This window comes from Erysipelotrichaceae bacterium 66202529 (assembly GCA_017161075.1).
Classification (GTDB): Bacteria; Bacillota_I; Bacilli_A; order Erysipelotrichales; family Erysipelotrichaceae; genus Clostridium_AQ.
Map to the genome: position 1 here is coordinate 3,870,538 of CP046174.1, position 12,962 is coordinate 3,883,499.

The 12,962-nt window shown below is 44.3% G+C and carries 11 protein-coding genes; 2 read left to right on the top strand and 9 right to left on the bottom strand.

Annotated elements, in window-relative coordinates:
• Positions 1-23: 23 nt before the first annotated feature.
• The 7 genes from GKZ87_18265 to GKZ87_18295 form a co-directional block, all read right to left on the bottom strand.
• Complete coding sequence (locus GKZ87_18265; GenBank protein ID QSI27296.1) at positions 24-1,178, bottom strand: iron-containing alcohol dehydrogenase; 1,155 nt, start codon at positions 1,176-1,178, stop codon at positions 24-26.
• A 4-nt stretch (positions 1,179-1,182) separates the two neighbouring features.
• Positions 1,183-1,890 carry an RraA family protein gene (locus tag GKZ87_18270; GenBank protein QSI27297.1) on the bottom strand — a complete coding sequence of 236 codons (708 nt, stop codon included), beginning with the start codon at positions 1,888-1,890 and terminating at the stop codon, positions 1,183-1,185.
• Positions 1,891-1,909: 19 nt separating this feature from the next.
• The gene (locus tag GKZ87_18275) at positions 1,910-2,833 is read right to left on the bottom strand and encodes a 3-phosphoglycerate dehydrogenase (protein QSI27298.1); all 924 of its coding nucleotides are present in this window, start codon (positions 2,831-2,833) and stop codon (positions 1,910-1,912) included.
• Entirely contained in the window at positions 2,830-3,621 is a 792-nt protein-coding gene (locus GKZ87_18280) for a 2,4-dihydroxyhept-2-ene-1,7-dioic acid aldolase (GenBank protein ID QSI27299.1), read from the bottom strand. The genes GKZ87_18275 and GKZ87_18280 overlap by 4 nt, the downstream gene beginning before the upstream one ends.
• Positions 3,622-4,515, bottom strand: a complete 894-nt coding sequence (locus tag GKZ87_18285) for an HAD-IIB family hydrolase (protein ID QSI27300.1) — start codon at positions 4,513-4,515, stop codon at positions 3,622-3,624.
• 73 nt (positions 4,516-4,588) lie between these two features.
• A complete protein-coding gene (locus tag GKZ87_18290) occupies positions 4,589-5,416 on the bottom strand; it encodes a class II fructose-bisphosphate aldolase (GenBank protein QSI27301.1) in 828 nt (275 codons plus the stop codon).
• Entirely contained in the window at positions 5,397-6,473 is a 1,077-nt protein-coding gene (locus GKZ87_18295; GenBank protein ID QSI27302.1) for a zinc-binding dehydrogenase, read from the bottom strand. The genes GKZ87_18290 and GKZ87_18295 overlap by 20 nt, the downstream gene beginning before the upstream one ends.
• 349 nt (positions 6,474-6,822) lie before the next feature.
• Here GKZ87_18295 and GKZ87_18300 point away from each other — a divergent pair, with 349 nt between their 5' ends.
• Positions 6,823-9,201 (top strand): PRD domain-containing protein, encoded by a 2,379-nt coding sequence (locus tag GKZ87_18300; protein ID QSI27303.1) that lies wholly within the window; start codon positions 6,823-6,825, stop codon positions 9,199-9,201.
• A gap of 136 nt (positions 9,202-9,337) precedes the next feature.
• Positions 9,338-10,297, top strand: coding sequence for an Rpn family recombination-promoting nuclease/putative transposase (locus GKZ87_18305; protein QSI27304.1), 960 nt, complete (start codon positions 9,338-9,340; stop codon positions 10,295-10,297).
• A gap of 388 nt (positions 10,298-10,685) precedes the next feature.
• Here the strand turns inward: GKZ87_18305 and GKZ87_18310 are convergent, their stop codons facing one another.
• A complete protein-coding gene (locus tag GKZ87_18310) occupies positions 10,686-11,744 on the bottom strand; it encodes a mannitol-1-phosphate 5-dehydrogenase (GenBank protein QSI27305.1) in 1,059 nt (352 codons plus the stop codon).
• On the bottom strand, positions 11,737-12,915 hold the full coding sequence (locus GKZ87_18315) for a mannitol-1-phosphate 5-dehydrogenase (protein QSI27306.1): 1,179 nt from the start codon (positions 12,913-12,915) through the stop codon (positions 11,737-11,739). Before GKZ87_18315 ends, GKZ87_18310 begins: the two co-directional genes overlap by 8 nt.
• Positions 12,916-12,962: the final 47 nt, after the last annotated feature.

Below are 12,962 nucleotides of genomic sequence, written 5' to 3' on the forward strand. Positions count from 1 at the left end.
CCCTGACTTTATTATAAACCACTTTACAAGCTGTTTCGATAAATATTCTTCACATCCTCTGCCGACAGCGCTACATAACCGTTTACTGTCTGCTTTGCGGCATCCGCAGCCATGGCATCAAAATTTGTTTCATCAATACCGAGTTCCCCTAAGGATGAGCGCAGCTGCAGCTGCTTGTAAAAGCCGCGCAGTCGTTCAATTCCCTCACGTGCCATATCCCATGGATCCATTTCCCGTACCTGCCAGACCTCCCTTGCGAAGCATGCGAACTTTCCTACAGTAGCTTCGCTCAATACATAGTCCATCCAGTGCGGTGTCAGTATGGCAAGCCCCTCGCCATGGGTTACAGAATAAAACGCGCTTAGTGGATGCTCCATCGGATGAACGCTCCACTGTGTCATATGCCCAAGCTTCAGCATATCGTTGATTGCCCAGCTTGCCGCCCACATGAGATTGGAGCGTGCTTCATAATTATCCGGCTGCTGTAATACGATCGGCCCATAGGTAAGACAGATTTTTAAAATCCCCTCTGCAAAGCGATCCTGCAAAGCTGCCTCCTTTCTTGCGAAATAGGATTCCATAGTATGACTCATAATATCCGCAACACCGCAGGCGCTCTGATAAGCATTCACGCTGAAGGTAAAGCTCGGATCCAGAATTGCCGCCTTCGGCCGCAGTAGAGGATGACGCGTACCGATTTTCTCCTTCGTCTGTGGATTTGTTATCACTGCGATATGATCCATCTCACTTCCGGTAGCCGCAATCGTCAAAATAGCAATCACGGGCAGTGCCCGTTGTATTTCTTCCGGATGTGTCACAAGCTCCCAGGGACGCCGTGTACTGCACGCTGCTGCCGATATCACCTTGGCACAATCAATCGCGCTGCCTCCACCGATCGCTACAAGCATATCAATCTGTTCCCGTTGGCAAAGCATTACGCCCTTTTCCACCGTATGAATGGATGGATTGGGCTCCACACCGGAAAGCTCAGTATATTTTTTACCTGCTTTCTTTAGCTGTGCGACTGCGGCGTCATAAATACCGTTGCGCTGAATGCTTCCTCCGCCATAGACAAGCAATACCCGCTGTCCGTAGACCTGTACGATATCTGCGAGCTGATTCAGCTGTCCCTTTCCAAAATATACCTTGGTCGGGATATCATATATAAAATTTTCCATAGCCTCAGTCATAGAAGCCGGACATGATCTTTATCAATTCCTCAACATCTCCGGTTTCTCTCATCCTCCGTTGTCTGTTTTCTTCAAATTTCTGCAAATATTCTGCCTTCTCAATCACCTGATCAATCGCGGAAGCAGGAAATTTCACTGCTCCGTTTTCATCCATATGAATGATTTCACCCGGACTAACCTGCATGCCAAATACCTCCACTCCGGTATTTACCGCCTGAACTGCCCATTTGCCATGACCGGCAGTAACTCCGCTTATGACATACTGCATCTCTAACGGACGGATTTCATCCACATCCCTGCTTGGCCCATCACTGATTACACCAACACAGCCAGCAGAACGCAGCGCAGTCATCATATTGCCGCCAAGCAATCCGTTCCGGCACTTGATTTCCTCCGGCAAATCCTGCTTTACAATCAGCACGACCGGCTTTTTGACTGCCGCAACCGCCTGCAATACATCTGCAAATTTCAAACGGTCATAATTCTGATCTGGAAGTCCGTATGTACAGGTAACCGCATAACCAACCGTTCTTCCCAATTCTGGATACATCACCCTTGCCCTTTCATCCGTGTACCACTCCCCGCGCCAGGGATGATACAGCCCCAGACAATAGTCCTTGTCAGGATATGTCGCTACCACATTGGTGATGGACGGTGTATCAAACTGCTTCAGCTTTTCCAGCCTTTCATCTACGATCATATGGTCTCTCCTTTCCTTCTTATAAACCAAAGTATTCCAATATATTCTCAACAGCGATATCCGACATACGCTGAATCGCACCCGCACTGCTTGCGGCAATATGCGGTGTCAGCACGGTATGCTCACAGGCAATCAGCTCTTCATCAAAGCCGGGCTCCATAAAATGCACATCACTTCCATAGCCGTACAGCTGTCCTTTATGCAAAGCATCGTATAAAGCATTCCGGTCAATCAGCTTAGCCCGCGCTGTATTTACGATAACCGCATCCTTTTTCAGCCTGGAAAATGCAGCGGCATCCAAAAGCGGTGAAAATTCCGGTAGTGCAGGCAGGTGCAGAGTCAGAAAATCGGATTTCTCCAAAATCTCTGCGATATTAGCCTTTTGTACTCCTGTTTCCTTTAGAAATTCCTCATCGTACATACTGTCGAAGGCCAAAATCCTACAATCAAACCCCTTCAGCCTTCTTGCGACTGCTTTACCGATTGCCCCCAATCCCAGAATACCGACAGTACTCTGATATAAATCCTTTGCGATCGGCTTTTTCCACACATGCGCACGTATATTGGCATCACTGCGGGTGATGTTGTGACAAACAGACAGCATCAGTCCTACCGCATGATCCGCAACGGAATTCGTATTTGCATATCTGGCGATCCGCAGCGCTATTCCCTTTTCTTCCAGATAATCCACATCAATCTTATCCAGCCCCACGCCATACCGTGATACGATTTTCAGCCGGTCCGCATGATCAATGACATTGCGGTTAAAAACCTCTGTCCCAAGAATAACAGCATCCATCCCCTGAATGGCTTCTACCATTTCTTCTTCCGTAAGCAGCCTTCCAGTATCGTTCAGGATAACGGTAAAGCCGGCTTCCTCCAGTCTGCGAACCGGCTCCTTACTCAGCTTCCCAAAGGATTTGGATGTCACCAGCACCTTCATGCGCTTTCCTCCTGAATCAGTGTCTTCAGCTGTTCACGCTCCTGCTTGTAGTAATCCTTGAGTATGCGCAAATCCGTACCCAGAGCATAATCCCGCACTCCAAGTCTGTAATAATACTGTGCCTGTGCAGCATTTCGTATTTCCACACGGACACGCTTTCCGTAACGCAGTGCCGTTTCAATCACATAGCGCTCTACCTCTGCGACCTCCTCTACATGCTCCTGTTTATCAAAGCCGGAATTCATAGAGAAATCCGCAGGGCCAAATTGCAGAAAATCAACCTCCGGTATCTGACAGATTTCCTCCAGATTTTTTACAGCCTCCACCTTTTCAATCATAAATCCCTTGACAATATCCTGTACATCACGGGCATAGTCCATCTGACTGGACAAATTTGCACTGCGAATCCATCTGCGGTTTACAAATCCCAGCGTTCCTCCTCCCGGTATTGCCGGTGTGATTGCCGCAATCGTTTCCCGTATTTCATCCGCACAGGTATGATCGGTAAACAAAACCCCTTCAAAGCCGGATGCAATGGCCTTTTGTGCCACATAAATACGGTTGTGATAGTCCGGTTTAATGATCATGGACAGCTGATGCAGCTCTGCTGCGCGTGCCATGCTTTCCAGATCGTATTGATCAAAGGGCGCATATTCCGCCAGAAATTCCACATAGTCATAGCCCCCGCTGCAGCCGATGATTTCCACAAGCTGTGCCCATGTAAAGTCAATACGTGTTGCTGTAATAATGTCCTGCTCCTGCAGCTTTTTTCTTAATTGATTGATCATTCAGTTCTCCTTTTCTCTCAGCAGATATTCATGTCTGCATAGAAATTCATAGATACCATCCTCGTCATTTGTATATTCGCTCACCCAGTCTGCACAGTCCTGAATGGTTTGCTCTGCATTCCTCATAGCAACACCGATTCCACAGCCTTTTAGCATGCCGATATCATTTTCGGAGTCCCCAAATACCATAACATCCCGCAGTGTATGCTCAAACTGCTGCACATAGGCTTCCATCGCCTTATGCTTGGATATGTGACAGCTGCTGAATTCATATATATCCGGTTCCGCAAAATACCCCTTCACCCCCTGTATCTGATGCTGCTTTACGGCTTCCTCTACCATCGCACGATATGCCGGATCAAACAGCAGCATAACTCTGGGTGCACCCTGATACGAGGTATCCTTTACAGGATCAAATATGAGATGCAGATCATTCATTTTCATAATGGAATCCACGCGTCCTGAGCTTCCTGTCGCATATAGGATATCCGGATTATGGAAAGCGGTGATTATTTGTGGACAGGGATGAAAGCAGTTCACGATTTCAGCGATTGTTTCCGGCTGGATCAGCCCCTCCCTGTGATGACTGCCAGTATGTATGTTTATGGTATCGACACCGTTGTTCGCGATGACAATATCAATTACATCCTCCATTTCAAAGCGTTTCATCAGGGGCAGAATCGAAGAAGGTGCCCGTCCGCTGGCAATGCCGATTGTAATTGCAAAGTGTTCTTTCAAATGACGCAGATAGTTGATTGTTTTCCTGGATGGCTCCTTATTGCTGTATAGCAGTGTGCCATCCAGATCACAGAAAATATAATAAGCCTTGTTGTGCACAGCCCTTGGAAGATTCTTTGTCCCACAGGTGTCAGTATGCTGCTTTGCCTTTTGCATAGCACTTACGTTCAGGATAGTTCGAGCCGCTGTAGCGGTATATACTGTTGAGGCAGCGGCTATATCCTTTCCCCTATTTCCCTTCACAGCCCAACAGCCGTATATAATGCTTAATCTTATTCTTAAAGCCTTCGGCCAGCAGTGGATAGAGCTGATAAACAGCATTACCGCTCAAATCCTCTTTGATCAGATTTTCAATAGCACTCCGCTTCAAATCATTGGACAGATTAACTTTATTGATTCCCTCTCTTGCACAACGTGCCAGATTTTCATCACCGGTACCACTGCCTCCATGCAAAACCAGAGGGATATCCAATGCTTCCTTCAGCTCATGCAGCAGATCAAAATGAATTTTTGGAGTACCCTTATACACGCCGTGTGCAGTGCCGATAGCAACCGCCAGCGCATCCACCCCTGTCTGCTTCACGTATTCCACCGCTTCCTCCACTCTGGTGAAGGCCTGGTGTCCATCGGTATGATATTGTTCACCGACGCCAACATGACCAAGCTCCGCTTCTACGCTGATTCCCAGGGCATGACAGATGCGTACCATCTCCTTCCCCTGTTTTACATTTTCCTCAAATGGTAAAAGAGAGCGATCGATCATGATCGAGGTATACCCGGCACGAATACCAAGCAGACAATCTGCGAAGCTCTTTCCATGATCCAGATTTAATGCGATGTTCACACAGGAACGCCTGGCAAGCTCCACAGCCAGATGTCCAAATGTCACCAGATCCGGATTCGCAACCGGCGTGGTATTCAGGATGATCCCGGTGTCTGTCTCCTCCGCTGCCTCTATTGCCGCACGCAGATTATGCTCATTATCTATATTGCACGCTGGTACCGCATAGCCCTCCTGCTTCGCTCTAATCAACAGCTCATTCATTGTTACAAGCATAGGTATTACCTTCCTTTCCGTAATTGATCATGACGCGATACACGCCCGGTTTACATGCATATTCGAATGCTTCCTTACCCTGTGCAAAGCTGAATTCCCGGTCAATGACCTTCTCCATATCGATCATACGATAGCTAATCAGCTTAACGGCCATCTGGTTATCCTCAATGGTTGGATTCAGGGTTCCGATAAATTCTATCTCCCTGCTGTGAACCTTACCAAAATCCACACCGATTGGCTCCTTGCTGTTTTGAGAGCTGTAGGCAATCAGTCTGCCATACGGCGCCAGCATATCAATCGCCTGCTGCCAGACCTCCTGAAACGGTATCGTATTGATAACGGCATCTGCACCAAGTCCATCTGTTAGCTTTCTCAGCTCCTCATTGACATCGCACTGCATAGGATCAAATGCATATGCTGCTCCCTCCTGAAGCGCCATCCTTCGTTTCTTTTCATCTGTTTCGCTGACAATGATCCGTGCTCCGCTCATCTGAGCAAGCTTCAGATGAAAATATCCCATGATCCCCATGCCGATAATCACGATCGTATCAGCGAATTTAATTCTTGCCTTACGGATACTGTGAATACAGCAGGCCAGCGGTTCCGTTAGTGCCGCATGCCGCAAATCTGCATCATCCGGTATGCGGATAACCTGCCATGCCGGTATGACCAGACATTCACACAGACCTCCCCCAAGGATATTGCCAGCCAGTGAAGCTCTTTGCGGCATTTCTTTTTTATGATTACACTGGGTACCTCTGCCGGAGCGGTCCAGCTCACATTGATTGCAATAGCCGGACGTAAAAATCGCCTTATCCCCCGGCTTTACCCCAACAACCCCTCTGCCGGTTTTTATAATCGTACCGCTGCACTCATGGCCGCCAAGAAATGGATATCCGTAGTTTCTCGTCCCCTTGTATGTTCTGCGATCCACTGTACATAAAGAGCATACCTCCGTTTTAAACAGCACCTCATAATCTCCTGCTTCAGGAATATCCAGCTCCTGTATTGCCAGCTTATCCTTTCCTTCAATCACCCATGCCTTTGCTTTTTCCATATGATTCTCCTCTCTTTCCTATGCAATAAGCAACACGCTTTATCATAGAAGCTATGTCAGTCTCACCTCCTGTTGTGACAGCTTCCTTTCTATTTCCTTATAAATACACCATCACCTATCATCATATTGAAAACGATTACAGTGTCAAATTGACACGAAAACACATAGTGTGTCACCATGAAATTGACACCTGCTCATATTCTTCTGCCTGTATAGTTGAAAACATTTACATTTTTTACGAAATCTTATCTAGTATGTACTTTCCTTATTATTTATGTTAATATTTTTTTATCTTGTGTGTTATTTTATAATGAAATATAACACGAAAAAGGAGTGTGGAATGTAATATATGGCTAAAAAAAGACGTGATTTAATCATGAACCTGGTCAGAGAATACACCAGTGAGGGTCTGGCGGATAAATCCTTCAGCTTTGAGCGGTGCAATGCCTTTGACATCGCTCTGGACTTAAAGCTGGATCGCTCCAATGTTTCCAGAATACTGAATCAGCTGTTCAATGATCTTCTTTTGATCAAGGTTGAGGGCAGACCAACACTCTATCTCTCCAAGGAGGTTATCGTCAGTGAGTATCATTTCAGTAATATCCCGCAAATTATTCCGAATAAGGATAATCTGAAAAACTTATTTGTATACGATGCAAGTGATACAAGCTTTTATAAAAAAGGAATGGATATCATCGGAAACGGATATGAGGAATCGCTGACGCCGGTCATCAGTAAAATCACTCCCGCTGTATTCTATTATCAAAATAAACCATTGTTAATCGCCCTGCAGGGTGAAAAGGGCTCGGGAAAGAAGTACTTCTGCAGAAAGCTGTTTGAGCTGGCAGTAAAAAATAAGCGGATTCCAAAGAAAAGCAGAAGCTTTACCTTTGATTACCGCTCGATAACAGACAGCCTTACAACGCTTCGCCAGCAGCTGCTCGACCGTAATATTTCCATGGTGATTATGGAAATTTTCACACAGTTTCAGGAGAATGATATTTATCGCTTCTGGAATGACCTGAACAATTTGTGCATCAACGAGAATAAGCCTGTCCCCATCATGATTTTTCTCGTGGATCAGGGTGTGGAAAACTTTTCATATTTCTCACAGCTTACCCCCTATGTATCCCACTATCCGAATCTGAAGGAGCGCACGACGAAGGAAATGATTGAGCTTGTCCTGACCTTCCTGCAGGAGGAGGCTGTCAATCTGAATTGCCGTATTAAGATCACCGGCAATGCCATCGCTTCCTTTCTCAGTGCAGAGTATACCTATAATCTTTTTCAGCTTCGCAATGAAATCGTCTATTCTCTTTCCAATAATCTGTATTCCAGTGTCATAGCCAATCATGAGCCGATTGTCATTACCCATGAAAATATTTCCAAAAATGTGATACAGAACAAAAGCACAGATACTTCACTGGAGGATCATATCCGCATTACCGTTACACAGCTGTTACCGGAAATTATTGATATTTATCCGGATCAACCGTGTGAAACACTCGAAAATTTACTGCAGACACAGCTTAATGCAGGCATTGTGATCCCTGCAAAGCTGAAAAACATCATCGAAAAGGCAAAGGAAGATGTGCTGATGACACGGACGAAGCTGCTGGATTCCTCCTCCATAGAAATGCAGTCCAGGGTCTACCAGGCTCTGACTCCGCTGTTTACCAAGACCAAGCTGAAAAATGACCGCCAGATTCTCAGTAAGCTGTATATGCAAATTCAACATATGCTGGATAATACCTTTGCGTATCATTTCCAGCTGGAGCATCTGGATTACAAGGAAACTGCTTATTCACAGGAGCTGAGCGATAATGTAATCAGTACGGTGGAAAACAAGTTCAATGTCAGTCTTTTGAAGGTGTACAAGTGCTATATCCGTAATTTCATTTATTATGCATTAAAATCCATCAGCCAAAACACCATCATGACGCTGATTGTCTGTCATGGAGAACGGCTTGCGGAAAATTATGCACAGCATCTGAATCAGATTTTAGGAAGCCGCTGCTTCTTCTCCTTTGATTACAATCTGTATTATCAGACACATGATTTCCATGAATTCACCGATAAAATTTATAAGCTGATCAAATTTATAGATATAGGAAAAGGGGTTCTCATCGTAGGTGATAAGCCTCCCTTGACTACCCTGGATAAATCTATCATTTCCACACTGAATATCCCATCCTTTTCCCTGTATCCAGTATCACTGCCGCTGTTATATGAAACAAGTGAGGTGGTATCGCAGAAAACGATGCATCTGCTGGCTCTGCTCAGCGATGTGGTAAACAGGAAGAAAAAAATCAAGGCGTTTTTGAATGATAAGAATCTGACATCCAAAAACGAACGGCAGAACAGCGATATCTTTCAACGGTTTCAGGCAACCTTCCCTACGATCAACATCATGAGGTCAAATGAGGCCTTGTACCGGGTATTGCAAAATATATGTGTGGAGTGCGAGCTGCCACTGTCTAACAGTCTTATTATTCAGTTTTTATTCCATGGGACATGTATGCTGGACCGTTGTGTAAAGAAGCAGAACATCCGCTATAATTTATTGGAAAATTTCCTTATGGAGCATACGGAGCTGTTTCACATAGTGAAAACAAATCTGTTGAAAATACGTGATTTCATGACATTATCAATTTCACAGGAGGAAATCGCCGTGTTGTGTGATGTTATATTAAATTATCAGATGGAATATTCAGGTTTAACGGATTAACTACCGGTGTGATGCCGGTTTTCTTTCGTCTTAACTGAAAACTTGTAAAAAAATCTAATGTAATTTAGGATTTTCGACATTTCTTTTCGTATATAAGAGTGTAAGGAATAACCTTGCAGAAACGAGGAAATGTCAAATGACAAGAAAACAACCAGAAGATGTATTGAATTACCGCAATGATTTGTTCTTCAAGTACACCCTCTCTCGTGAGGATGAAGGCTCCATCTTTGCACGCAACACCATTATCGAACGTGTGACCGGGATACGGGTTAAGGAAAGTACGGTTATGAATCCTAATCTGGATCCCAAAACCATCGGTAAGAAAAAGATTATTTTAGATGTCCACGTAAAGGATGAAAATAATCAGCTGTTTTGCATCGAAATGCAGACGACGTTTACTGAAACAGAAAAGAAGCGTTTCGAATTTTATGGGGCAAGAGCGCTGAATGATCAGTTAAACAGTGGGGAGAAGTATGAGCTGTTGAAGCCTGTCCATCAGATAATTTTCATTGATGAATATCCATGGAATAATCAAAATCTGATGAATCATTACCAGATGCGTACCGAAAAGGGAGAGGTGGAGAATAAAAAGGCACTGATAAAACGCAGCTACATACATTTGCCGGTGATCAATGAGCTGGTAAGGAAGCAGGGGATTTTGAAGTTGAATGACTTTGAGCAGTTGTGTTTTCTGTTTGAAAATAATGAAAATGATGCTATACTAAAAACGAAGGAAAGGCTGGTGAAAGTGTTCATGGAAAAGTACAAGGAAATACAGAAAAATGAAAAGCTATGGTCAACGGCGATGGCAATTCAGATGGGAGAAGCACGCTATCGCAATGGTCTGAATGACAGCTATAAAGAGGGCCTTGAAAAAGGGCTTGAACAAGGAATAGAGAAAGGTAAAGAAGAAGGTGTAAAGGAAGGTGAAAAGAAAATTTTACAAATGTTGAATAAGCAAATCATTATCAAATATCACGAAGATGCGGCAGCGTGGTTACAAACACTCACAGTTAAACAGCTCATTTCTATTTCAGAATTACTATTTGCCTGTGACACGCTGGAGGGTTTAAAGCAACAAATAAAGGACGTATAATTTATTAATCAAATATTTTGTTCTTTGATTAAGATTTATTTGTTATACATGATGTTATTTTCGATTTTTTCAAGTAATATAACTATAATAGACACCAAGTAGCTCAAATAATAAACAAAAGGTTTTGCATAAATTATGCTGGGTATGTACGTTGATATTGTGAAATTTTTGCTTCTAATTTATATTGCACTGGAACTACGCGATATAGCAGCAAAGCTGAATAGGTAAAGCAAAATATGAGTAATATAATTACAGAATAGAAATAAACATTACAATGCATCTACATGATGCCAGCTTAAACATATTCCCAAACCAAGGTCACCTCATATAAAAAAGGAATTGTCACCCACATTCTCAAATTGTGACGATTCCTTTTTCTCTTTCTATTTTACAATCTTTGCTCAACGTACATATGTAATAGCTGCCTCCAACGCAATGGCATTCCTTCCGTATACTGACATACCAGCTCCTCCCATCCCTGCGTCAGTTCTCCAGTTTTGATACCATAGAGTAAAGCCGCAGCCAGAACCTTGAGCAAATCTTCACTATATTCTCCCTGTTCCTGCATCAGAGAAAGCGGTTTGCGAATACGCTCCATTGGTTTTAGCTTCCGTTTAACATCACGGACATTGCGTTCCACAGTATCCACAATATTATAATTCTGAAATTTGCGTATTGCCATTTCTGAAAATGCACGCTGCTCCTCCATACAAACTGTATAAGCTCTTGTTATACAGCGATTGATTACCTCTGCGATTCGTTTTACGATATCTGAAATCTCACTGTCATTTGCCGCCTTTGCATAATCTGTATACCCCTTCTCATATCCCAGATAAGCGATACATGCACTTATACAGTTATATGTATAGATTTTACGCTCCAACAAATCGGAAAAATGCATTTCCTGGACGAAGCCGTATAGCGGCAGCTCATGTCCCAGTGCTATTCTGTCATAGGGCAGATGATCCAGATTTTCACTGAAGATATCCAGGCTATCGGCATTTCCTAATGTCGTACAGAATATAACAGCCTCAGATAAACAAACGCGGGAATCCGTTCGTAATTCAGCGAGTGGTGAGGATGGCTGAATACCATTCTCCGCTACAATAATATCAATCGGGGAATTCCCTCTTTGCAGCAGCATCTCCTGTAAAAACGCCAGCAGTTCCTGAACATGATCTGCTCCAACACTAATAAATATGCGCTCTGCCTGAGCCGCCTCAATAAGTGCCTGTTCATCCATAATATTATAAGCTGTATAATTATCAACAATAAGAGGATCTCGTTCTTTGCCAAAGCTGATGGTATATGCTTTATCTCTTCGTAGCTTCTGAATCAGTGCTTCCTCACGATCCAGAAACACTGTGGTTTCTCCAGACAGCTGTAACAAGCGATTGATATAACCTCTGCCACTAAGTCCGGCACCAATAATGACATTTTTACTCATGCCCTTTTACCAGCCCTTCTGCCCGAAGCTTTTCCACCGCTTTTAAAATTTCCTGAAAGAGCTGTTCCTGCTCATCAAGCTCACATACCTGTTTCAAAACATAGGTAATCCCCTTTTCTTTTCGCATCGCCTTCAGCTTCAAAGCAGATGGGTCACTGGGCTCATCAAAAAACAATGCCTTAGCGATTGTTTCAATGATAACGCGGGGATAGATGCCGTGCGCAAGCGCCATACGGGCAGGCGCAATCAGACGATCCTGTGCTCCCAGTTTGCGCAGCGGGTCTTTACCATGACGGATCAAGCGATCAACAATCGTCCAGTCTGTATACTTTGCCCGGGCTTTTTTTGCGAATGCTTCCTGCTGCTGCGGATTGACCTGCAGCTCTGCGACCAGTGTCTGGTTAATTTCTTCATAAGCCTCGTCCAGCAAAGCCGCGATTTCCGTGCTGTTTGCCGCTTCTGCCAGCAATTCATAGCCTGCCAGATAACCATGATAAGCAATTACCGCATTGCTTGTATTATTCGTATACATCTTCTGTGTAAGGAAGCTGCCAAAGTTCTGCATCAGCTCTGCAGCTTTGATATCGGGAAGCTCTCCCTTGAAATGTTCAGCGCTGATGGGCAGATACCAGTAATTCTGAACCCATACGCCTGTAGGATCCTGTTTTTCCTGTTCCTCACTTGGCTGCGTGGCAGAACGCATAATAACCGCCTCATTCACACCTATACATTGGTCAAAAGCAGTCTTCTCAGCTTCATCCATATGCTCTGTAATCCCCTCGTACAGTGTCCTTCCTGCATCTCTCCAGTTTTCACAGGTCACAAAATTAAACAGCCTTTCCGGTATACCATAGCTGTGATAAATATGCGCAATCTGCTTTCCAAGAGAATTTAGATTCGCTCCGCCAACAGATACAAAGGCGATATCAGCTTCTAGTAAGGCCTCTGCAATATGCTTCTCATCTCCCATCTGTATAGCCTTAAATCCAGTTACATCACTATCCAGCAAGGAATCCCCCAGAATATATACATGATAGCTGCCTCGCTCATTCAGCTTATCGATCAACGTTTGATTGATGTCCACAAATGTGATTTCAGCATTGCTGAGATACAGCAACTGACCAATAAATCCCCGGGCGATCTTCCCTGCCCCAAATACAATAGCTTTCATAGCTGCCTCCATTCTCCCCGCGCTTCGCATGCGGGATCAAAAATTGC

Bases quoted from the DNA above. Each gene is read 5' to 3' on its own strand.
- GKZ87_18265 (QSI27296.1), bottom strand. From the start codon at position 1,178: ATGGAAAATTTTATATATGATATCCCGACCAAGGTATATTTTGGAAAG.
- GKZ87_18270 (QSI27297.1), bottom strand. From the start codon at position 1,890: ATGATCGTAGATGAAAGGCTGGAAAAGCTGAAGCAGTTTGATACACCG.
- GKZ87_18275 (QSI27298.1), bottom strand. From the start codon at position 2,833: ATGAAGGTGCTGGTGACATCCAAATCCTTTGGGAAGCTGAGTAAGGAG.
- GKZ87_18280 (QSI27299.1), bottom strand. From the start codon at position 3,621: ATGATCAATCAATTAAGAAAAAAGCTGCAGGAGCAGGACATTATTACA.
- GKZ87_18285 (QSI27300.1), bottom strand. From the start codon at position 4,515: ATGCAAAAGGCAAAGCAGCATACTGACACCTGTGGGACAAAGAATCTT.
- GKZ87_18290 (QSI27301.1), bottom strand. From the start codon at position 5,416: ATGCTTGTAACAATGAATGAGCTGTTGATTAGAGCGAAGCAGGAGGGC.
- GKZ87_18295 (QSI27302.1), bottom strand. From the start codon at position 6,473: ATGGAAAAAGCAAAGGCATGGGTGATTGAAGGAAAGGATAAGCTGGCA.
- GKZ87_18300 (QSI27303.1), top strand. From the start codon at position 6,823: ATGGCTAAAAAAAGACGTGATTTAATCATGAACCTGGTCAGAGAATAC.
- GKZ87_18305 (QSI27304.1), top strand. From the start codon at position 9,338: ATGACAAGAAAACAACCAGAAGATGTATTGAATTACCGCAATGATTTG.
- GKZ87_18310 (QSI27305.1), bottom strand. From the start codon at position 11,744: ATGAGTAAAAATGTCATTATTGGTGCCGGACTTAGTGGCAGAGGTTAT.
- GKZ87_18315 (QSI27306.1), bottom strand. From the start codon at position 12,915: ATGAAAGCTATTGTATTTGGGGCAGGGAAGATCGCCCGGGGATTTATT.